The organism is uncultured Chitinophaga sp., from assembly GCF_937874145.1.
In the GTDB taxonomy this organism is placed as follows: domain Bacteria; phylum Bacteroidota; class Bacteroidia; order Chitinophagales; family Chitinophagaceae; genus Chitinophaga.
On record NZ_CALNBI010000338.1, the window covers coordinates 1 to 21,427 of the forward strand.

A 21,427-nucleotide genomic window follows, 5' to 3' on the forward strand; every position below is an offset into this window, starting at 1 on the left:
AGTGGGCCACCGGCGAAACCGGCAACTCCATTGTAGTGAGCAGGGCGGGCAACTACCAGGTGGCAGTGTACAGGGATAATTGCATCGTGAAGGAAGCCGTGCGGGTGACCGAGCGCCCCGACATCAAACTGGAACTGGGCCCGGACCGCTACATGTGCCCCGGCAGCAGCATCCTGGTAGACGCAAGGCATCCGGACGTGAATGTTTACCGCTGGAACGACGGCGACCTGAACCCGGTGAAAACCATCAGCCAGCCCGGTACATATGTGCTCGGCGTGCTCGACAGGGTTTGCGACCGCTACAAGACCGACAGCATCAAGGTAAGCATCGCCGGCCCGCCGCAGCTGAACCTTGGCAACGACACGATCATCTGTAAAGGCCGCCGCTACCAGCTGAAAGCCAATGCGACCAACGCAAGCCGCTACCTCTGGAGCAACGGAGCCACCACTTCCTACATCGAAGTGAGCGAACCGGGAACATACTCCGTGACCGCCTTCAACGATTGCGGCAGCACTACAGACGAAATCACCATCGATGTGAAGGAGTGCGACAGCAAACCCGAAGTGCCCAACGCCTTCTCGCCCAACGGCGACGGTAAGAACGACGTGTTCCGCCCCGTACTGAGAGGCCCGATGTATGACTACGAATTACGCATCTACAACCGCTGGGGCGAGCTCGTGTTCATGAGCAAAGACCAGTACAAAGGATGGGACGGCCGCTACAAAGGCATCCCTGTGGATGTGGGCACATTCGTATGGTGGCTGACTTACAAGAAAGTCGCCGCCGGCCCGGCCTTCATCATCAAGGGCGATGTGACCGTAATACGTTAATTTTTGACAGGATTATATGAATAGAAAAGGCCGTCCTTCCGGGCGGCCTTCTTCTTTTTAATGCAGCTTCCGTGTTGTAAAACGGAGCATGTTTTATGGTAAATAGTTTTTATATTTAGGAAGAATTGCAACCTGATGAAGAAAACCTTTCTGCCCGGCCTTGCCGTTGCCGCGATATTCGCGTTATGGAGTTGTGAAAAGGAAACGGAGACGGAAAGGACCGTCCGCCAGCTGGTGGTTACTGCCATGGAAGGCCCCGACACCATTATGCGGGGCGAAACGGTAAGCCTTAAAGTGACGGTGGTAGCCGGCCCCTGCGAAGACATCGCCCTGTTGCATTCCATCACCTACGGCGATACGCTGGTGATATCCAGCCTGGCCGGCCGCGACGTGCAAACGCCCGATTGCAGCCATGGCGCCGGAAACCGCGATCATATGTTCTCCCTGGCCATCGGTGATCCCGGTCCCAGATACTTCCGTTTCTTCAACAACACCCCGGAAGGTTATATCGATTCCATTTATGTAAAGTAGGCGGGGAAATAACGTCCTGATCCGCCGGGCGGTGGCCCGGGGGGTGGCTGCGATCCGTTATGCGGGAGGGTCAGTCTTTGCCGATACGGCCCAGGTGCGTATCCTGGAAGCCGGTCACAAGCTTCAGGCCGTAGCCGAAGGCGCGGTCGAGCGAGGAATGCGCGAAGAGGATGATCCCTGCAAAGGCGAGTGGTTCGTAAGCGAACCAGGTGCCGGTAAAATAGAGCAGCAGCGCAAAGCCTTTGTGATGGAAGAGATTATAGAGCGCGGCGCCGGCGCGGGCGTTGGCCAGGTACCCCAGCATGCTGATATCGGGCAATAACAGGCAGCCGAAAAACCACCACCACGAAATCGTACACTGTTGTTCAAACATCAGCATGGCGAGCAGGAACATCGCCACTTCCTCCAGTTTCAGCAATTTGGACATAGAGTTGTCGTAATAAGCCGCAAAGGTGAGTATTCTTCCCTTATCTAGTCTGGCTGCCGGGCTATTTTACCAATTCGTGATAATCGCAGGTAATTTGCAACAAAAAGCCCCCGGCGTAAACCGGGGGCCTGGTATGCTGTGCCGGATGGTTTTAGTAGAGCATCCGGGTTTTGATGGTATGGTTCACGTCTTTCAGGAGGGCGAATGCTTCCTGGGAGAGTTTGGAATCCACGTCCAGCACCACGTAACCGATCTGTTCGTTGGTTTTGAGGTACTGGCCCACGATATTGATGTTTTTGGACGACAGTGCGCTGTTGATCTCGCTCAGTACGCCCGGCACGTTTTTGTGGATGTGCAGTATGCGATGCGTGTTCTCGATGGCGGGCACGCTGATGGCTGGCACGGTATGGGAGCCGAAGCTGGCGCCTTTTTCGAGGTAGTTCAGCATTTTGGACGACACGTCGAGGCCGATGTTGTGCTGGGCTTCTTCGGTGCTGCCGCCAATGTGCGGGGTGAGGATCACGTTAGCCAGGCCCTGCAGCGGGGTGCTGAAGGCGGCGCCGTTTTTCTCGGGCTCCACGGGGAATACGTCGATCGCCGCGCCGGAGAGCTGTCCATTTTCAAGGGCCTCGCGGAGGTCTTCCAGTACCACTACTTCGCCACGGGCGTAGTTGATGAAAATGGCGCCTTTTTTCACGTAGCTAAGGGTTTCTTTATTGATCATGTCCGTTGTGCTGCGGTTGGACGGCACGTGGAGGGAGATGATGTCTGACTGGGAGAAGAGGTCTTTGATGGTCCGGATCTGGGAAGCGTTGCCCATGGGCAGCTTGGTTTCCACATCGTAATAGAGGACGTTCATGCCGAGGGCTTCGGCGAGCACGCTCACCTGGCTCCCGATGTTGCCGTAGCCTACGATCCCGATGGTTTTGCCGCGGAGCTCGTAGCTGCCGGTGGCTTCCTTCATCCAAACGCCTTTATGGGCGGCGATGTTCTTGTCGGGGATGCGGCGGATCAGCATGATAGACAGGCCGATCACGAGTTCCGCTACCGAGCGGGTGTTGGAATACGGGGCGTTGAATACGGCCACGCCATGCTCGGTGGCGCTTTTCAGGTCTACCTGGTTGGTGCCGATACAAAAGCAGCCGATGCCCTGGAGCTTTTTGGCGGCGGCGAGTACTTTGGCGGTTACCTGCGTCTTGGAACGGATGCCCAGCAGATGGACGTCTTTCACTTCGCGGATCAGATCCTCTTCGCTCAGGGCGCCGGTGATCTTGCGGGTGTTCACATAACCTGCGTCCTTAAATTCTGCTACCGCGGCGTCACTGATGTTTTCCAGCAAAAGGATATTGATCTTTTCTTTTGGGTAACTCGTTAATTTCTTTTGGCTCATGGTGATGGATATATATCTGCTGATTACAATACTATGACATTCACGGATGTGATTTGTCATTAAAAAGTGGCACAAACCTAGTCCAGTTTGAGGAGAAATCAAATAACTGGCTGTCTGAATTCGATATAACGCAAAAAAAGCCCCTTTGAATTCGTAGTTTTTAAATTATTTTCGCCGTTTGTGCCATCTCGGGCATGAAAATTGTTAAGATTTCAGCATTCAAAACCATTATTTCAGCAGCAATACTAATGAACGGGTCGAAGGCAATCGTGTTAGTGGCCGTATCTGGCTTATTTATATATTCCGGCTGCAACAGCAGCTCCGCACACCGGAAAGAAGAAAAGAAGGCTCCGGCCGAACACACATCCGAATACACTTTGGGCCTCAGTGAATCCGAGGCCAAGGCTATCTTAGCGGATCCCCGCAACCAGCGGATCAGCCGGGAAGTGGCGGATCTCGTCAAGCACCGCCTGTCCCCTTCCTCCTTCAGCGGCGCCGTACTGGTGGCCAAAAAAGGCGTCATCCTCTACGAACACTACCAGGGCCTCGAAAGCCATGTGTCCAAAGTGCCCGTCACGGACTCCTCCTCTTTCCAGCTCGCGTCCGTCTCCAAAACTTTTACCGGCATGGCCCTGCTATCGCTCGTGGAAAGAGGGAAACTCTCGCTGGAAGACCCAGTCACCAAATGGTGGCCCGATTTCCCCTATCTCGGCGTAACCGTGCGCACCCTCCTCAACCACCGGAGCGGCCTGCCCAACTACCTCTACTTCTGCGACAGCCTCAATAAAGACAAATCACACTTCCTCACCAACGAAGAAGTCATCAACATGATGATCGTCCATAAACCGGCTTCGCAATACCAGCCCGACAGGCACTTCAACTACTGCAATACCAATTACCTCATCCTCGCCGCCATCATCGAAAAAGTCAGCGGCCAGAAATACGCGGATTATCTCCAGCAAACCTTCTTCGGCCCCCTGGAAATGACCCACACCTTCGTGGCAGACCCTACCGCCGCTCCGCGCACGGGCCAGACCGTTTCCCACCTTTCCAGTTGGCGCGCCGAGCCCGATAACAGCTTCGACGGCGTGGTGGGCGACAAGGGCATCTACTCCACCGTGCAGGACATGCTCAAGTGGGACCAGGCCATCTATTCCGGCAAGCTCTTCAAGCCCGAAACCCTCGCGGAAGCCTACAAGCCCTACTCCAACGAAAAGCCCGGCATCCGCAACTACGGCCTTGGCTGGCGCCTTATGACCTACCCCGACAGTACCCGCAACATCGTATACCACAACGGCTGGTGGCATGGCAACAACACCGTGTTCTACCGCTTCGTCCACGATACCACCACCGTGGTGATCCTCGGTAACCGCTACAACCGCGGTATTTATCAAGCCGTGCGCCCTCTCCGCCAGATCCTCGGGCATGGCGATGGTGAAGAAGCCGGCGAAGAATAATCCTCCTGTATTTTTTATAATAGCAACGCCCCCGGCTGAATGGCCGGGGGCGTTTTTGCATTTGCCGCGTTCGTTACCTGATATGGAAAAGCTTCACCTGTTCGATGCGCAAGGTCTGGTAAATGGGATCGATGAACGTGCCCACAAAACCCAGGCTCACCGCTGTGGGCTGCTGTAATGTAAATTCAACGGCGTGGTGATTGTCGCTGTTGTCCGTCAGTTTCTTGGATGCGAGGGCCGTGCCGATCTGTTCCACGTCAGGCAGGCTGTTGCCGGCGGTTACCGTAAAGTACGTGGCCTGCAGGGTGCCGTCCGCATTCTGCTGAAATGCTTCCATTCGGAAAGTTCCCCTGGGCAGCGTGATCGTCTGCCAGATCTTGCCGTTAATGATCGTACCGTTGCCCCAAATCCAAAGGGTAAGGTAGCGCTTATCCGCCCCGTTCATTTCGTCGGTGGTGCCGTTGCGCTTCGCTTCGTCGTTCGTCAGCCAGTCGGCCAGCTGCGCGAACCGGTCGCTGCCCTCCGATGCCCGCTGGAATGGTTTCCCGGGATTTTTGACATACTCCTGGGTGAACTCGATATCTCCAATGGCGAAGGGCGTCCAGGCGGTCAGGAAGGTATCGATGGCCAGGGAGTCGGGCAGGTAACGGGTGCGGAAGCGCAGCTCGGTATTGGGCGAAATGTCGGGCAACTCCGTTTGCATGAACTCGGAGACGCTTTTCACGATCGTGTCTCGCAGGGAGCCGTACGTATTGGTGTATTGCAGCTGGATGGAATGGATGCCGTCGGCGGAATCCACGTCGTTCCATCTCACAACCGCTTTACCGGGCCGCAGGTCCACGGCTTCGTAGGCGCGGTTCAACAGGGATGTTTCATACAATTCCCCGTAAGCCACGCCGGATTTGCGGGTTACCATCGACAGGTTGCCGTCGTGGTCCACGTTCACGACTTCAAATTCGTACGTTCTCTCATCGAGCCCGTCGATCACATACCGTATGGTGTCTATACCTTTGGTACGGTTGATGGGGATGATGGCCGAATCTTTCCGGTTATTCCAGTAAAGCTTGCTCGTCTTCACTTTCGGATCGGCGATCAGCAGCCAGGACACCTGCACCCGGTTGCGGCCGGGATGTATCCGCATCGAATCCGCGCGGCCGGTATAGAGCAGCTCCCCTTCGCTGATGTACCGCTTGTAATCGTCTTGCTTCCGGCAGGCGGCGATGGCCAGCACCGCCAGCAACAGCATGATATAATATCGCATGATGATAGTCGTTTTTCAGGTTTTATCGGTCGTTGCCGAAGAATCTCATTTCCTGGATGTTGGCCGCATAACCGCCATCGGTCCAGGTACGGAGGATTTTAATACGGATGTACCGCACTTTAGGCATGCTGACGGGAACATCCATGTGCTCGCCTTCCGCGCCTTTATCCCGGTCTTCCTGCGAGAGCTGGCCCACTGGCAGCCCGGAGGGTTTCACGAGGGTATGTTCCACCAGTTTTTCCCAGCCCGTCCAGCTGCCGTCTGCCGGTGGCGTGGTGGCCATGCCCCAGACTTCAAACTTGCGCACGTTGTTCTGCATATACAGCCATTCGTTGGGCCTTTGCCACATGGAGATGCGGCTCAGCTGCGCCACTACGCCCATGTCGAAGGTGAACCACATGGGCATGCCGTCGAATTTGTCGGCCGAGTGCCACATGGTGCCGTTCCAGAGGTTGGGAATGGGATATACGAACCAGCCGAAGGGCACATCGCCCGGGAGGATCACTTCCCTGAATTTGGAAATATCCAGGCGGCGTTCGTAGATGGGGACCCAGTTGCCGGCGAGCGTATCGCTGTAATTGCCGTACTGGTCGCGCACGAACAGCCGGAACTCCCTGGCTTCCGCATCGTATCCGCGGAGGGAATAGCTGCCGTTGGCGCTTTCGTGTAGCGGACGTTCGCTTCTTTCATCGCACCGGTGGAATCCGGGGTCATGACGATGATGGCGACTTCCGCTTTTGTTTCATTGGTGAATGATACGTTGATGCCGCCGAAATCTTCGCGGATGACGAAGCTGTTGCGGATCAGTTTAACCGGCGGCGTCTTCGGCTCCACCACTACTTCCACCGGTTCGGACTGCACTTCGCTGCGCGAAACGGCATACAGCTTCACGGTATGTTTGCGGGTATCGCCGAATCCGTCGACTACCAGGAAGTTGTTGTAGAAGCTGCTTTTCACTTCCCGGGAAACGCCGGCGCGGGGCTCGTACACGGCTTTGACGTAGAGCAGGTCTTTGTTTTCGGGCAGGCTGTAGGAAATGCGCGCCGCGCCGTTGATGTTTTGCACCTGCACGTTGGATACGCGCCCGGGGGGCGCGCCGGCGGGGTTCACAGGGTCGTGGCCGTCTTTCCCGCATCCTGCTGCCAATATCGCCGTCGCCAGCAGGTAATATAGTTTTTTCATGATCAGCTGTTTTGAGTGATTACCATCCCGGGTTTTGCACCAGGTTTTCGTTGACGAGGAGATCGTTTTCATGAAGGGGCCAGAGGTAGTCGCGCATCTGGAAGCTCTGGCGGTACAAGAGGCGCGGGCGGTAATAGAATTCCGGCTTTTCCTGCACCATATCCCATCCCATGATGGGTTTGTTGAGCTCATCGATGGAGCGTTTCCAGCGGCGGAGGTCCCAGAAGCGATGCCCTTCGAATGCCAGCTCGTTCAGCCTTTCCTGCTGGATGATCTGGCGCAGGCCTTCTTTCGTGGTGAACTTGTTGGGCACGCGCGACCAGTTGGTCCACGCTTCCACCACGCCCGGGATGCCCGCCCTGGTGCGGATATAATCGACGTATTCGATGGACGTGGGATTGGGACCGTTCACTTCGTTGAGGGCTTCGGCGTACAGGAGGTACAGGTCTGCCAGCCGCATTTCGGGCCAGGAATAGGATTCCACGGAAATGCGGTGCTCGGGCTGGATCTCATTCTTCCAGCTGATGACTTTCTTGGCGTAATAGCCGGTGACGTTATTGTCGTAAATGTTCTTGCGGCTCTGCCATTGGCCGGCTTTGTTTTCAATATGGTAAGTAGCATTTTTCATGAGCCATATGCCGCCGTCGAAACCCAGGCTGGCGTAGAAACGGGGCTCGCGGTTGTAGTGCAGGCCAACGGTGGTGTATCCTTCGTAAATGAATTCATTTTCCGCCGCCACCGCTTTGCGCAGCTTGAAACGGTTGGGATAATCCCAGGCGATATCTTCCTGGATGGGAACGCCGTGCTCGGAATAAAACATCTCCGCCATCTTCATGGTAGGCGCCAGCGCGCCGGACACGGATTCGTTGGCCAGGCGGTTGGGATCCAGGCGGGGCATGGTAGCCGTTTGCAGGGAATACGTGCGGGATTGGGAGTTGCCGAGGATGATTTCCCGGTTCCAGTCTTCGCACATGGCATTGCGCAGGCTCATCTGCGTGGTCATCGCCGGCGACAGCGAAATGCCCAGTTCAGAAAACTGGTAGAGCAAATGGCGGCCGCGGGCACAGGCCTTGATGGCGGTATCGCAAGCCGCAACGGCGCGCTCCCATTTTTTAGGATCGTAGGTGGTAGCGAAGATGGACCGTTCGCCTTTACCGGCACCCGCATGATCGGGGTTGCCGTTGAAGAGCGGGCTGGCGGCGGTAACCAGCACTTTCGCGCGGATGCTCAGCGCGGCGGCGGCCGTTACCCTTCCCATTTCGGTGGAGCGGTCGGCTATCTCATAAGGCAAGGTAGCAGCGGCTTCCATCATCAGGTTGGAGATGTAATTGATAACGGAATCCACCGGGGCGCGGTATACCTTGTATTCTGCATGGTTGCCGTCGATGGGTAGGTTCTTTTCCACGAGCGGGATGGGACCGTATCGGAGGAACAGCTGCCAGTGATAGTAGGCTTTGAGGAACTTCACCTCTCCTACCCAGCGGATTCGCTCATAGTCTGCGAGGTCTACCACTTTGCCGACGTTTTCGAGGAAGATGTTGCAATCGCGGAGGGCGCGGTAGTAGTGCTCCCATTCGTACATGTACACGGTCGACGGCGAGATGAAGCCCATCGCGATCTGCCAGGGCTCCTCCGACGCAACGTAAGGCCGTATCTGCCAGTATTCGTCGCCTGCGAGCAATGCCGGGTTGCCTCCTGGTTCTGAGCTGGAGGGCATGTAGCTGTAGCAGGTGCCAAGGTATTTGATGGCTTCCTGCCGCATGGTAAAGGCGTTGTTGATCGTGGGCACGTTGTCGGGCACCACATCCAGGAAGCTCTTGCAGCCGGTGGCCACTGTCAGGAACAGTGCTGCTATGTATAGTAATCTTTTCATTTCTTACCGTTTTAAATCACCATTTAAAAGCCGACGTTCAGGCCGAGGTTTATGACGCGCTGTACCGGGTACCCCAGTCCGTTACCGCCCATTTCCACATCCCACAATTTGAATTTGCTGATCGTGAAGAGGTTCATGGCGTTGGCATATACGCGGGTGTTGACCATCTTGAAGCGTTTCTGCAACCTGTCGGGCAACGTATATCCCAGCTCCACCGTTTTGAGGCGGAGGAAGTCGCCGCTGCGCATCCACCAGGTGGACGACTGGTAATTGTTGACAACGAAATAATTGCTGAGCCTGGGCCAGAATGCATAGAGGTTTCGGTCGTTTTCGCTCCAGTGGTCCCCGGCGATTACCTGCAGCAACCCGTGCTGCCCGCCGCCGTTCTGTACGAATGGTGACGTGATGTAGGAATCGATCCAGAAGCTGGAACGCGCCGATCCCTGGAAGAAGAAGCTGAAATCAACGTTCTTCCATCCCAGCGATGATCCAAATCCATACGTGATCTCCGGTACCGTCGGCAGCCCGATGGGCACCTGGTCGGCGGAATTGATGACGCCGTCGCGGTTTACGTCGTGGTACTTGATATCGCCGCCATACACCCGCTGCCCGAAGTTCTGGGTCGGTGAGTTGGATACTTCCTGTTCATCCACGAACAGGCGCTCCGCCACATAGCCCCAGACCTGGTTCAGCGAATGCCCTACGCGGTAGCGGTAATCTTCCTTGTATTTGGGCTCTTCGTTTACCAGCAGCTTGTTGGTGGCGTAGGTGAACGTGCCGCGCGCCTGGAGCCAAAGCCCGTTTTTGAAGGTGCGGGTGTAATCGATGGAAAGGTCGACGCCCTTGCCTTCCGCCTCGCCGACATTCGCGCTGATCGGGGCATTCAGTCCCAGTGTGGAAGGAAGCGTGCTGCGCGTCATGAGGATGTTGGACCGGTGCTCCATGAACGCATCCGCCACGATATTCAATGAATTTAACACGCCCAGCTCAATACCGATGTTCGCTTTCTTGGAACGCTCCCAGGTAATGGCGCGGTTTTCGTACCTGCGTACCGAAACACCCGGATAGGCGACACCGTACTTCTCCCCGAAAAACGAAGATTTGCCGCCGTCGTTCATGTTCATGTCAGACAGGTAAAAGAACCGGTCTTCGTCCCGCCCGATCTGGTCGTTGCCTACCAGCCCGAAAGTGCCGCGCAGCTTCAGCTTGTCGACCAGGTGCGCATACGGCTCGAAGAACTTCTCCTGGTACACGTTCCAGGCCGCGCCGATGGAGGGAAAGAAACCGTAACGGTGCGTTTCAGCGAAACGCTCCGACCCGTTATACCCGAAGTTGGCCTCCAGCAGGTAACGGTCATCGTAGTCATATGTAAAGCGCCCGCTCACGCCCTGGTTGCGGTGCGGCAGGGAAGTTTGCAACGTTCTCCCGTTACCCGCGAGGTAACCCCGGAATATCCCGATCACCATCCCGGAAACGGAGTGCTTGCCTACAGAACGGGCATAGGTGGCGGCCGCTTCGAGATAGGATGTGGTAGCGGTGGTTTTGTCGCTGGGACTGTAATTCAGGTATTCCGTACCGTTATTGTTCAGCGACACCAGCCTGGGTTTCTCGCCCTGCACGCCGGGCACGAGCTTGTAGTAATAAGGCGAATACCCGCGCGATACTTCAAAGTAGGCGTACCGTTCGGTATATGCCATGATGCGGGCGCTCAGCCCGGGCGTAATGAATTTGAAATCCTGCTTCAGCTCCAGTTGCGCCAGCAGGTTGGAAGTATTATATTGCTGGTAACCCGAAACGGATAAGGCATAGGGATTGAAGAACAGGTTGCTGCCATTGCCGAGGCCGGAAGAATATCCCCGCATCACCGCGCTGCCGAAGAGCGGGTGGCTCAGCTCGGGGGCGTATTCTTTGGGGTAGACCGCCGGGAAATCCACCGGGTTGGCCCATACCGCCTGGTTGAAGCGGGTTGCGCCGCCGCCGATGGGACCGTTGTAATCATCGAACTGCCCGTAGGTACGCACGATGCCCGTCGTGGTGGGCGTCAGGTTGATATTGATGTTGGAACGGATGGAATAGTTCCGCAGTTTGATGTTGCTGTTGAAGTTGTTGAGCTTGTCGACTTTCAGCACTCCGTTGTCGATGTTGTACGTCCCGGCGATATAATATTGTGCAATTTTCCCGCCGCCGTTCATGGAGAAGTTGAGGCGCTGATTGTTCGTGTAATCCTTGATGAGCTGGTCGATCCAGTCGTTGTTGGGATACATGAGCGGATCGGCGCCGGCCGCCGTCTTTTCGATTTTTTCCTGGGAATAGGGCTGCTCGCCCAGCGGGTCGCGGGTAGAAACGGCTTCATTGGCCAGTTTCATATAGGTGATGTTATCCGCGAACTTGAAATTTCGCGTGTTGGTGGATACGGAGTTCTCGAAACGGACGTTGAACTTCGTCTTCCCTTCTACCCCGCTCTTGGTGGTCACGAGCACTACGCCGTTGGCGCCGCGTGCGCCGTATAGGCTGGAGGCGGTGGCGTCTTTGAGGATGGAGAAGCCGGAGATATCGTCGGGCTGCAGGCGGGCCAGGTCGGTGGTGGTGGACTCCATCCCGTCGATGAGGATGAGCGGGTCTACCTTGCCGGTGCCGAAGGTGGTGATGCCGCGGATGAAGAAGCTGGCGTTGTCTTTCCCGGGCTCGCCGCTGCGCTGGTAGGAGATCACCCCGCTGAGGCGCCCTGCGAGCATGGTGGTCAAGTTGCTGGTGGGGCCTTTGAGCTCTTTGGGGTTGATGGCGGTCACCGCGCTCACGAGGCTGCTTTTCTTCTGTGTGCCGTAGGCTACCACCACCACTTCCCCGACTTCCGAGACTTTTTGTTTGAGCACGATCTTCAGGGGCTTCAGTTCGTATAACACTTCCACCAGCGTTTGCATCCCGATCATGGTGAAAATGAGCGAGTCGCCTTTTTCGGCATCTATGGTGAAGGTGCCGAGCGCGTCGGTGAGGGCGTTGGCTTTATTGGATTTGTTGTGGACGGTGACGCCGGGCAACACCTGCCCGCTTTCGTCGGACACGATGCCGCGCAGTTTCACGTACCGGGCATCGCCGGCGGGCGGCGGGGTATTGCCGGTTTTCTTCTTCAGGACCACCGTTTTATCTACGATGGAGAAGGCGAAGGGTTGTGAGGCGAACACCTGGCGGAGGGCTTGTTCGAGCGGGGCGGCCTTGATATCGGCCGTTACGCTGCGGGCGTCCGCCAGCATGTCGAGGTCGTAGACGAACAGGAAGCCGGTCTGCTGCCGGATCTGTTTCATCACCTCTTCCAGCGATGAATTTTTAACGTGGATCGTTACCTGCTGCGCATGGGCCTTCGCGTGGAATCCGAGGGTCAGGACAAAGCACAGCCATAGCAACGCCTTCGTAGGGAAGCGTAATCGTTGCATTGTGAAATGAATTTTGGTTGCAGGAATGCGGAGGCAAGAGAATTCCAGGCCTGTCGTCACAGGCAAAGGTTTTCCAGTTCTCCTTCGTGGTTGCTTGTTGTGAAATTCTATTACGTACTCATGTTAGGTAATCAAGGCATTACTGTTACGGTGTTATTGTTGATCTCAAATTGTATGCTGCCGGTCATTTCCAGCATTTTCAGCACATCTTCGATTTTTTCGGTCCTGGAAATGGCGCCCCCGAAATTCCTGCCTTCCACATCTCCCTTAAACACCACCTGCACATCGTACCATCTTGCGATCTGGCGCATGATGCCGCTGATGTTGCCGCGGAATTCGAACCGTCCCTCCTTCCAGGCGACTACGCGGTCGGTATCGGCCTTCCTTACTTTGATGTTTTGGGTGTTGCGTGCCAGTACCGCCTGCAGGCCGGGCGTGAGCCGCGCTTCTGATCCGTTGCTGCTGACGCGCACGCCGCCTTCCAGGAGCGTGGTTTCTATATTGTCTTCGTCCGGGTAGGCCATGATATTAAAATGGGTTCCGGTTACCTGCACCTGCATTTCGCCGGCTTTTACGATGAAGGGCTGCTCCGGGCGCGGGGCCACTTCGAAATATACTTCGCCTTCCACTTCCACTTTTCTCTCCGCCGCCTTGAACACGGTCGGGAAGCGGATGGAGGAAGCGGCGTTGAGCCAGACCTTCGATCCATCGGGCAGCACTACGCGGTATTGTCCGCCGCGGGGCGTGCGGATGGTGTTGAAGGTGGGTTGTTCCGCAGCGGTGGTGTCGTATTGCAGGGTGTTGCCGCTCAATTGCGCCTGTAATCCTTGTTGAACGCCGATGGCGCCTTTGCCGGAGCGTTCCAGGTCGATCTCCCGGCCATCGTCCAGCACGAGTACCGCACGCTCTTTCCCGGGGCTGATGGTGTTTTGGGCGATATCATTACCGCCGGCGCCGCCTGTCTTGGTTTGCAGCAGTAGCCCTATGCCCAGGAGCACCACTATACCTGCGGCCACGGCGGCCCATACGAAGTAACGGGTCTTGCTGCGGCGGCGGGGCGCATCTTCCAGTATCTTTTCCAGCACGGCGGCGGAACTTTCTTCCGGCATGCGCAGCCCGGCGGCGGGCTCTTCGGCCAGCATTTCCGAGATCGCTTCCTTCAATTCCTCATCCCGGTCGGCAGCCGCCACCATCTCCAGGAACTCCCGTTCCTCTTCCGGCGTAGACTGGCCCGATTGGTACCTTTGAAATAAATGCGCGAATCTCGAAGCTTTCATGCAATGCTTGCTTGTTGTAAATGAGACAATCTGGAAAAATGAATGGGTTACCCGAACAGAAAAAATATTTCCGTTGCGGTAGCGGAGAGGATCACCAGGTGGGGAACATCCATTCGGGCGGTGCAGTATTCACGGATGGACCGCATGGCGCGGGCGAGGTGTACTTTCACGGTTTCGGGCGATAATTGCAGCAGGTCCGCCACTTCATGCCTGGGGCGGCCCTCCACCTTGCTGAGATGGTACACGCGTTCCTGCTGCGGAGGCAGCTGGCGCACGGCGTGTTGAAGCATCCGTTCCAGGTCGCGGCCCAGCACCTTCTCTTCGGTGCCCTTGCAGGCGGGCTCCACGGCCGACAGATCGCCGGTACGCTCGCGGGCATATTGCTTCAGGGTGTTGAAAATGTGGTTGCGGGCGGTGGTGAAGAGGTATGCGCGGAAATGGGTGACCTGCGGGAGCGCCTGGCGGTTGAGCCAGATCTTCATAAAAACGTCCTGTACGATTTCCTCCGCATGGGTGTGGTTGCCCATCAGCCGGAGGGCCGTAGCGTAAACACGGTCTTTGTATTCGTGGAATATAGCGGCGAATGCTGCGCCTTCTCCCTCCGATAACCGTATCAGTAATTGCTGTTCTTGTTTGGTTGACGTGTCCATCACTGGGGATACAAGCCCCAATTTAGTGCGGATCACCCATACCGGGTGTGCCTTTTCTTCTCTTTATGTAATAGTATTTTAACAAAATAAATCCGCCCTGCGTTGGCTCTTATGCGGCAGGGCGGAGAGGATTGTGTAACTGGCGGAGGAGACCCGCCGGTGTTTTCTATCAACCTGTTATGCGAACTAAAACCTATAACTGATTACATCGCTTTGGCATAACGTTTCCGGTATGCGGAGTAGAAAATAAGCGGGAAGACGAGCAGCGTCAGCACCGTGGCGGTGATCAGCCCGCCGATCACCACTACCGCCAGCGGCTTTTGCGTCTCCGACCCGATGCCGGTGCTCACCGCCGCCGGGATAAGCCCTATCGCGGCCATGAGGGCGGTCATCACTACCGGCCTGATCCTTTCCTCCACGCCGCGGCGGATAGCGTCGTTGAGCGGCATGCGGGCCTGGAGGTTTTTGTGGAATACCGATATCAGGATCACCCCGTTCTGGATACATATCCCGAACAATGCGATGAAGCCCACCCCTGCCGATATTCCGAAGTTGATGCCCGTGGCATGCAGTGCGAGGATGCCCCCGATCAGCGCAAACGGTACGTTCATCAGGATCAGCCCAGCGTCTTTCACGCTGCCCATCATTATGAACAGGATGATGAAGATCGCCACCAGGCTGACAGGCACTACCTGCCCGAGGCGCTTCGTGGCCCGCTCCTGGTTCTCGAACTCGCCCGTCCAGCTGATGGAATATCCCTTGGGCAGCTGGATGGCTTTGTTCACCCTGCTCTGCGCTTCCGCCACCGTGCTGCCAAGGTCGCGGTCGCGGACGGAGAACTTCACCCCGATGTAGCGCCGGGAATTATCGCGGTAGATAAATGCCGGGCCGGTTTGTGTATAGACGGAGGCGATTTCTTTCAGGGGAATCTTCTTGCCGTCCATCGTGGGCACCATAAGGTTGCGGAGGTCTTCTTCGTCTTTCCGGTAATCGGCGTCGTACCGCACCCGCACGTCGAATTTGCGCTCGCCTTCATAGAGCTGCGTGGCCGTCTTCCCGCCTATCGCCATTTCGATCACCGCCTGCGCATCAGCCGTCTTCACACCATACTGCGCCATCTTGGTATCGCTCAGCCGCACGATCATCTCCGGCTGGCCGATGTTGCGCAGGATGCCCATGTCCCGGATACCCTTCACGCCTGTCATTTGCGCCATCACCTGGTTGGCGATACGGTCCAGCTCTTCGAGGTCTTCCCCGTAGATCTTCACCGCGTTGCTGGCATTGATCCCCGCCACGGCTTCCGCCACCTTGTCGATGATGGGCTGGGAATAATTGTATACGATGCCCTGGTATTGCCGGAGCTTCTTATCCATTTCCTCCACCAGCTGCTCCTGCGTGATCTTGCGCTTCCATTCGGATTTGGGCTTGAGGTTCACCTGGCACTGCGCGTAATAAAACCCGCTGGGGTCCGTGCCGTCGTTGGACCGGCCCGTTTGCGACAGTACGCTGTTCACCTCCGGGAAGCTGCGCAGCTCCTGCCGGAACTTGCGGACGAATTCATTGGTCTCGTTGAGCGACATGCTCATGGGGAGCTTCGCCTCCACCCACAGCGCCCCTTCATTGAGCTGCGGGAGAAACTCTGAGCCTAGAAATTTCGCGGAGCCGAAGCTGATCCCCATGAACAATACCGCCAGTAAAAGTGATAGTTTCTTATGTGCGAACGTCCAGTTGAAACCCGCCATCACGATGCGGTTCACGAAGTTCACCACGGGATTGTGGCGCTCGCGGACGTTTTTATTCAGTAAGATAGATGTCAGCACCGGTACAAGCGTGAGCGTAAACAGCAAGGCGCCCAGCAGCGCGAAGCCCAGCGTCCAGGCCAGCGGCGAGAACATCTTCCCTTCCACTTTCTGGAAAGAAAAGATCGGCACCAGCGATACGATGATGATCAGCTTGGAGAAGAACACCGCCTTGCCAAGTTCGCCGCCCGTTTTCTTGATCCAGCCCAGTTTCGCCATCCGGTTGAATTTCTCCATCCCGAAATGTTTGGCCTTGTGATCGAGCATCACGAATATGCCCTCGACCATGACGACCGCCCCGTCGATGATGATCCCGAAGTCGATGGCGCCCATGCTGAGCAGGTTGGCGCTCATGCCTTTGAGCTTGAGGCAGATGAAAGCGAAGAGCAACGCCAGCGGGATCACGATGCCCACGATGAGGGTGGTCCGCCAGTCGGCCATGAAGATGAACACGATCACCGTTACGAACACGATCCCTTCCAGGAGGTTGTGCATCACCGTAGTGGTGCAGTAATCCATGAGCACGTCGCGGTCGTAGAAGGTTTCCATCCTGATATCGGATGGCAGCACTTTTTCGTTCAGTTCCTTCACTTTGTCTTTGATCCGGGCGAGCACTTCGGTGGTGTTCTCCCCTTTCCGCATCACCACGATCCCTTCCACGATATCGTCCATATCGTCCAGCCCGGCCTGACCTACGCGCGGCAGCGATGCCTCGCGCACACTGGCTACGTTTTTGACGAGGATGGGCGTTCCGTCGATGTTTTCGATGATGATGTTCCCGATGTCTTCGATGTTGTCGAGCAGCCCGATGCCGCGCACCACGTACGCCTGGCCGTTTTTCTCGATCACATCGCCGCCGACGTTGATGTTGCTTTGCGAAGCGGCATGGTACAATTCCAGCGGCGTAATGTCGTACTTCGCGAGTTTGATGGGATCGGCGGTGATCTCGTAAATTTTTTCCTGTCCGCCGAAGGCGACAACATCCGCCACGCCGGGCACGCTGCGCAGCTGCCGGTCGATCACCCAGTTCTGATAGGTGAGCAGGCTGCGGGAATCGCGGTGCGGGCTTTTCAGCCAATACCGGTACACTTCCCCGGTAGGCCCGTACGGCGGTTGCACCTCGGGTTCCACGCCCTCCGGCAGGGAAATGTTCATGAGCATGTTATTGACCTGCTGCCGGGCGAAGAAGTCCTCCACTTCGTCTTCGAACATCACTTTGATGACCGACAACCCGAACATGGTGGTGGAGCGTACGCTGGTTTTCTTCTGCACGCCGTTCATGGCGATCTCGATGGGTGTGGTCACGAACCGTTCTACTTCCGCCTCGCTGCGCCCGTTCCATTGCGCTACGATCACGATCTGCGTGTTGGTCACGTCCGGGAAGGTTTCGATGGGCGTATGCAGGTAGGCCGCCACGCCGCTGATGGTGAGCACCGCCAGCATAAAGAACACGAAGAACCTGTTCCGGAGCGAGAACCCGACTATATTTCTGATGAATTTGTTCATGCGTCTATTCGTTCAGTGCGTCGTAAATGAGCAGCTGGTTTTTGGAAATAACCCGCTCCCCCGGCTGGAGGCCACGGCTGATGTAGGAAACGGTGTTCAGTGATTTGGATACGGATACCTCGCGGGTATCGATATTGTACCGGTCGCGGAACACCATCACGAAGTTCTTCCCCTTGTCGAAGATGACGGCCGAGCTGGGAATGGCGGGCATTTCGCTGCCGTCGCGGTACTTGAGCAATACGGTGGCGAACATCTCGGGTTTGAGGAGCATGCCTTCGTTGCTGAGGCGGATCCTCACCTGCATGGTCTTCGTTTCCGGGTCGAGCACGTTGTACACTTTATCTATCTGCCCGTGGAAGATTTTGTCGGGATAGCTGATGGTGGTGATGTCGGCCGGATAGCCTTCTTTCACCCGGGCAATATCCGTTTCGAAAACATTGGCCATGATCCAGACTTCGTCGAGCTCGGAGATGGTGAACATGTGCGCGCTGTTATCCGCCCGCATTTCCATGCCGTTGTTGATATTCTTTTCGATGATATATCCATTGATGGGGGCGGTTACGATGGATGTGGAGCCGCTGCCTTTGCGGTAGAGCCGCATCAGTTCATGCAGCCTGCCGATCTCCGCCCGGGCTTTGTTGCGCTCTTCTTCCGCGTTGAGCACGTCCTTTTCCGTGGCCAGCTGGCTCTGGTAAAGGTCCTGCGCTACCTTGAGGCTCTTTTCGGCGATGGCCAGGTCGGAATTGGCGTCGGCCAGCTGTTTGTCGTAATCGGCGATCTCGCCGCTCTGGATCACGGCGATGACCTGTCCTTTCTTCACATAATCGCCCAGCTGCACTTTAATATCTTTCACGTAACCGCTCACGATGGGATACAGTTTGAGGACTTTACCGAGATCCGGCGTCACTTTGCCGGAGAGGCGCAGTTCGCTTTCCACGGGGCGGATGGCCGTGGTGTCGATCCGGATGGAGGCCAGCATGGTATCGCTGAGCGCGAAGGTCGTTTTGTCGGTGTCTTCCGCCATGGATTGCCGGCAACCGCCGAAAGCAGCCGCGGCGGCGGCGATCAGCAGGGGAAGCGTGTATGGTTTCATGCGTTTCATTACTGGTGGTTGAATAATTGCGTGCCGGTGGTGTAGTTCAGTTCTTCGTAAGCCAGGACGCGGTCGCTGAGGAATTTATTCGCGTGCAGGATGTGCTCGCTGTAGCTGTTGAAGTAATCGATGAATTGCAGCAGCGAGATATTCCCTTTCCGGAAATTGGCCGCCACCTGTTCGATCAGCTGGGTATATTCGGCGTTGAAGGATTTAAGGTCGGGCCATTCCGTCCCCTTTTCCAGGAACTGTATCTTATCCAATGCGTGCGCCACTTCGGCGGCGATGGTGAGTTGCTGCAGGTCTACTTCCGCCGCCTGCGCCTTTACTTCCTGCGCGGAGGCGCGGATATTGCCCTGGTTGCGGTTCCAGAGCGGGAGGTCCACCCCTACTTTCAACCCGATGAAATTATCGATGTAACTCCCTTTTCGGTCGTACGCCGCGCCCAGGTGAAGATCCGGAACCGCCAGCGCTTTCTGCAAGCGCTGGTTCATCTTCGCCGCTTCCAGCTGGTGCCCGGCTACCATGAGATCGGGCCGGTTGGCGAAGGCGGTGTCCGTGAGGGATTGAAGGTTATATGCACCCATTTTATATCGTTGCAGCACATCCGGATCAGCCACGGGCGTTACGGGCTCGCGGCTACCCACCAGGAGCTGCAGGCGCAGGGAAGCTTCCATTTCCTGCTGGCGCAGGTCCGAATAATCATTGGCGATCCCTACCTGCAGGGCTTGCAGCCGGATCACATCGGCATGCGCCACGCTCCCGCTGGCATCCGCGCTGCGGTAAGCTTCCAGGATGCGCTGGAGGTTGGCGAGCTGGTCGCGGAGCGTTTTTTCAGACTCCTGCAAAAAGTATAACTGGTAGTAACTGCTGCGCAGCTCCAGCCGGAGCGTGCGCATGAGTTCAGAGAAAGCGGCAGCAGACGCTGCTGCGTTCCACCTTGCCAACTGCACTTGCTTGTTGCGTTTGCCTGCCATCTGTATGATCTGTTCCACTTCACCTTCAAGCTGTCCGCCGCCGCCGATGTGAAAAGGCTGCACCTTGTCCAGGGAACCGAAGCCTAACGTCCCTGAGAGCGTGGGGTTGTCCCATTTCTTCGCCTGCTCCACCAGCGCCTCCGCGGCGTTGACGCGGTACCGTTCGGCCAGCAGCCGGAAGTTGCGCTGCAGGAATTCCCCTTCGGCCTGCGCAAGCGTCAGCCTGCGGGCTTCCTGGGAATATCCCTGCATGGTCAGGAAAAAAATAAACGGGAGAACGAGGAGCCTTTTCATGATGCAAAGCTCCCGCACGGGGATTAAACCCGCCTTTAAAGCGAATTAAAAAGTCCTTAAAAACAACATTAAGCTACGATGTGCGGCAACTGCACCGTGAATGTGCTGCCTTCCCCGGGAACGGAGAACACGCTCAGCCGCCCGTCGTGCAGGTCGGTGATGCGGCGGCAGATGGATAAGCCCAGGCCATGCCCCCGCACCTGCTGTGCGTTTGTGCCGCGGTAAAAGGGCTCGAAGATCTTTTCCTGTTCCGAAGCCGGAATCCCCGGCCCGCGGTCTTTCATATGTACGAGTATGTACTTGTCGTTAAAATCGAGGATCACCCGCGCCGAAGCGTCTTCCGAAAACTTGCAGGCATTATCCAGCAGGTTGATGAACAGGATGCGCAACAACGCCTCGTTCCCGTGGCAGGTGATCATCTCGTCCTGCTCCGGCTCCCGTAAAAACTGTATATCCACCTTCCCTACGGATTTCCATTTCCGCCGCACGAAATCCGCCGTATCCCATAACAATTCGTCCACCCGCACCGGCGTGAACGCGAATTCCGCCCGGTTCATTTCCGACTGCGCCAGTTGCGACAACCCGTTCGTCAATTCCGACAATCCCTCCGCGTCTTCCAGCACAGATTGCAAAACGGTTTCATATTCCGCACCGCTGCGCTCCTTGGCCAGCGTCACCTGCAATTGGCTGATGATCGCCGCCAGCGGGGTCCGCAGTTCGTGGCTGGCGTTGCTCACGAAACTCTTCTGTAAATCGAAGGAATGGCTGAGCCGCTGCAGCATGGTGTTGAAGTTGGCGCCCAGCTGCGCGATCTCGTCGCTGCCCTTGATATCCACCCGCGTATCTTGCAAATTATTGGCGTTGATGGAATCGGCCTGCTCTACGAGCCGGTCGATCGGTTGCACCATCTTCCTTGCGAAGAAATACCCCACGCCCACGAGCAGCACCACGCCCACCACGAGCTCCAGGAACAGGATGCGCCGCAGGTTCTGCAGGTTTTGGAAACCGTATTTATCGAAGGAAGACACGAGCACCAGCACGCTGATGTTGTCTTCCGTATAATAAATGCCCGCCAGCTCCCCTTCTGGTTCGTTGCGGATGTAGGAGCCGTTCTTTTTGATGTGGTCCAGCAGTGTCCGCGGCATGCGCAGCGCCGTGTCGCTGACGTTGGTGTACAGCAGGTCGTAGTTGTCGCTGTACACGAGGATCGTTTCCTGGTACAGGTCCTGGAACGTGGTTTTGTCCAGCTTCCGCAGCAGCCCGATCTGCACCTGGTCGTTTTCGATGATCACGCTGCCGATGGCGCGCGCAGCAATCTTTACGACGACATCACCGGCGAGATCATCGCCGAGCTGGAGGAAGGACGGCTTCCCTGGGTCCAGCCTTGGGGGACTGCGGCGAAAGCGCCGCTTGCCATGCCGCGAAACGCCGCGACCTCGCGGCAGTATT

The 21,427-nt window shown here is 56.6% G+C and carries 16 protein-coding genes and 1 pseudogene; 4 read left to right on the top strand and 13 right to left on the bottom strand.

Annotation, left to right across the window (positions count from 1 at the left end):
* Together Q0510_RS16695 and Q0510_RS16700 are read left to right on the top strand one after the other, a co-directional pair.
* Positions 1 to 830: gliding motility-associated C-terminal domain-containing protein (locus tag Q0510_RS16695; protein ID WP_298714339.1), on the top strand; the 830-nt coding region annotated here is incomplete at its 5' end.
* A gap of 135 nt (positions 831 to 965) precedes the next feature.
* Positions 966 to 1,361 carry a hypothetical protein gene (locus tag Q0510_RS16700; protein ID WP_298714341.1) on the top strand — a complete coding sequence of 132 codons (396 nt, stop codon included), beginning with the start codon at positions 966 to 968 and terminating at the stop codon, positions 1,359 to 1,361.
* A 70-nt stretch (positions 1,362 to 1,431) separates the two neighbouring features.
* Here the strand turns inward: Q0510_RS16700 and Q0510_RS16705 are convergent, their stop codons facing one another.
* Together Q0510_RS16705 and serA are read right to left on the bottom strand one after the other, a co-directional pair.
* Positions 1,432 to 1,788 carry a DUF4260 domain-containing protein gene (locus tag Q0510_RS16705; RefSeq protein WP_298714344.1) on the bottom strand — a complete coding sequence of 119 codons (357 nt, stop codon included), beginning with the start codon at positions 1,786 to 1,788 and terminating at the stop codon, positions 1,432 to 1,434.
* A gap of 151 nt (positions 1,789 to 1,939) precedes the next feature.
* Positions 1,940 to 3,178, bottom strand: a complete 1,239-nt coding sequence (gene serA / locus Q0510_RS16710; RefSeq protein WP_298714346.1) for a phosphoglycerate dehydrogenase — start codon at positions 3,176 to 3,178, stop codon at positions 1,940 to 1,942.
* A 248-nt stretch (positions 3,179 to 3,426) separates the two neighbouring features.
* Between serA and Q0510_RS16715 the strand changes: the two genes are divergently transcribed.
* Positions 3,427 to 4,635 (top strand): serine hydrolase, encoded by a 1,209-nt coding sequence (locus Q0510_RS16715; protein WP_298714349.1) that lies wholly within the window; start codon positions 3,427 to 3,429, stop codon positions 4,633 to 4,635.
* Positions 4,636 to 4,708: 73 nt separating this feature from the next.
* Here Q0510_RS16715 and Q0510_RS16720 read toward each other — a convergent pair whose 3' ends face one another.
* The 11 genes and pseudogenes from Q0510_RS16720 to Q0510_RS16770 form a co-directional block, all read right to left on the bottom strand.
* Entirely contained in the window at positions 4,709 to 5,896 is a 1,188-nt protein-coding gene (locus Q0510_RS16720) for a DUF4998 domain-containing protein (protein WP_298714352.1), read from the bottom strand.
* 22 nt (positions 5,897 to 5,918) lie between these two features.
* The gene (locus Q0510_RS16725; RefSeq protein WP_366941013.1) at positions 5,919 to 6,332 is read right to left on the bottom strand and encodes a DUF5000 domain-containing lipoprotein; all 414 of its coding nucleotides are present in this window, start codon (positions 6,330 to 6,332) and stop codon (positions 5,919 to 5,921) included.
* A 147-nt stretch (positions 6,333 to 6,479) separates the two neighbouring features.
* Positions 6,480 to 7,150, bottom strand: a pseudogene (locus Q0510_RS16730) (DUF4959 domain-containing protein); the annotation flags it as partial.
* Positions 7,098 to 8,951 carry a RagB/SusD family nutrient uptake outer membrane protein gene (locus Q0510_RS16735; protein WP_298714358.1) on the bottom strand — a complete coding sequence of 618 codons (1,854 nt, stop codon included), beginning with the start codon at positions 8,949 to 8,951 and terminating at the stop codon, positions 7,098 to 7,100. The gene Q0510_RS16735 and the pseudogene Q0510_RS16730, both read right to left, overlap by 53 nt.
* Positions 8,952 to 8,974: 23 nt before the next feature.
* Positions 8,975 to 12,382, bottom strand: coding sequence for a TonB-dependent receptor (locus Q0510_RS16740; RefSeq protein WP_298714361.1), 3,408 nt, complete (start codon positions 12,380 to 12,382; stop codon positions 8,975 to 8,977).
* A gap of 131 nt (positions 12,383 to 12,513) precedes the next feature.
* Positions 12,514 to 13,659 (bottom strand): FecR family protein, encoded by a 1,146-nt coding sequence (locus Q0510_RS16745; RefSeq protein ID WP_298714364.1) that lies wholly within the window; start codon positions 13,657 to 13,659, stop codon positions 12,514 to 12,516.
* Positions 13,660 to 13,706: 47 nt separating this feature from the next.
* Positions 13,707 to 14,309, bottom strand: a complete 603-nt coding sequence (locus Q0510_RS16750; RefSeq protein WP_298714367.1) for an RNA polymerase sigma factor — start codon at positions 14,307 to 14,309, stop codon at positions 13,707 to 13,709.
* A gap of 203 nt (positions 14,310 to 14,512) precedes the next feature.
* Positions 14,513 to 17,614: a CusA/CzcA family heavy metal efflux RND transporter gene (locus tag Q0510_RS16755; RefSeq protein ID WP_298714370.1), complete on the bottom strand. Its 3,102-nt coding sequence runs from the start codon at positions 17,612 to 17,614 to the stop codon at positions 14,513 to 14,515.
* A 4-nt stretch (positions 17,615 to 17,618) separates the two neighbouring features.
* Complete coding sequence (locus Q0510_RS16760; protein WP_298714373.1) at positions 17,619 to 18,716, bottom strand: efflux RND transporter periplasmic adaptor subunit; 1,098 nt, start codon at positions 18,714 to 18,716, stop codon at positions 17,619 to 17,621.
* On the bottom strand, positions 18,716 to 19,978 hold the full coding sequence (locus tag Q0510_RS16765) for a TolC family protein (RefSeq protein ID WP_298714376.1): 1,263 nt from the start codon (positions 19,976 to 19,978) through the stop codon (positions 18,716 to 18,718). Before Q0510_RS16765 ends, Q0510_RS16760 begins: the two co-directional genes overlap by 1 nt.
* Before the next feature lie 68 nt (positions 19,979 to 20,046).
* A complete protein-coding gene (locus tag Q0510_RS16770) occupies positions 20,047 to 21,123 on the bottom strand; it encodes a HAMP domain-containing sensor histidine kinase (protein ID WP_366941011.1) in 1,077 nt (358 codons plus the stop codon).
* On the opposite strand from Q0510_RS16770, the gene Q0510_RS24885 reads away from it, so the two are divergent.
* Positions 21,100 to 21,427, top strand: a 328-nt coding sequence (locus tag Q0510_RS24885; RefSeq protein ID WP_366941012.1) for an ArdC family protein, incomplete at its 3' end; no start/stop codon positions are given. The genes Q0510_RS16770 and Q0510_RS24885 overlap by 24 nt on opposite strands.

Bases quoted from the DNA above. Each gene is read 5' to 3' on its own strand.
- Q0510_RS16765 (WP_298714376.1), bottom strand. From the start codon at position 19,978: ATGAAAAGGCTCCTCGTTCTCCCGTTTATTTTTTTCCTGACCATGCAG.
- Q0510_RS16700 (WP_298714341.1), top strand. From the start codon at position 966: ATGAAGAAAACCTTTCTGCCCGGCCTTGCCGTTGCCGCGATATTCGCG.
- Q0510_RS16760 (WP_298714373.1), bottom strand. From the start codon at position 18,716: ATGAAACGCATGAAACCATACACGCTTCCCCTGCTGATCGCCGCCGCC.
- Q0510_RS16770 (WP_366941011.1), bottom strand. From the start codon at position 21,123: ATGCCGCGGACACTGCTGGACCACATCAAAAAGAACGGCTCCTACATC.
- Q0510_RS16705 (WP_298714344.1), bottom strand. From the start codon at position 1,788: ATGTCCAAATTGCTGAAACTGGAGGAAGTGGCGATGTTCCTGCTCGCC.
- Q0510_RS16745 (WP_298714364.1), bottom strand. From the start codon at position 13,659: ATGAAAGCTTCGAGATTCGCGCATTTATTTCAAAGGTACCAATCGGGC.
- Q0510_RS16720 (WP_298714352.1), bottom strand. From the start codon at position 5,896: ATGCGATATTATATCATGCTGTTGCTGGCGGTGCTGGCCATCGCCGCC.
- Q0510_RS16735 (WP_298714358.1), bottom strand. From the start codon at position 8,951: ATGAAAAGATTACTATACATAGCAGCACTGTTCCTGACAGTGGCCACC.
- Q0510_RS16750 (WP_298714367.1), bottom strand. From the start codon at position 14,309: ATGGACACGTCAACCAAACAAGAACAGCAATTACTGATACGGTTATCG.
- Q0510_RS16715 (WP_298714349.1), top strand. From the start codon at position 3,427: ATGAACGGGTCGAAGGCAATCGTGTTAGTGGCCGTATCTGGCTTATTT.
- Q0510_RS16725 (WP_366941013.1), bottom strand. From the start codon at position 6,332: ATGTGGCACTCGGCCGACAAATTCGACGGCATGCCCATGTGGTTCACC.
- Q0510_RS16740 (WP_298714361.1), bottom strand. From the start codon at position 12,382: ATGCAACGATTACGCTTCCCTACGAAGGCGTTGCTATGGCTGTGCTTT.
- serA (WP_298714346.1), bottom strand. From the start codon at position 3,178: ATGAGCCAAAAGAAATTAACGAGTTACCCAAAAGAAAAGATCAATATC.
- Q0510_RS16755 (WP_298714370.1), bottom strand. From the start codon at position 17,614: ATGAACAAATTCATCAGAAATATAGTCGGGTTCTCGCTCCGGAACAGG.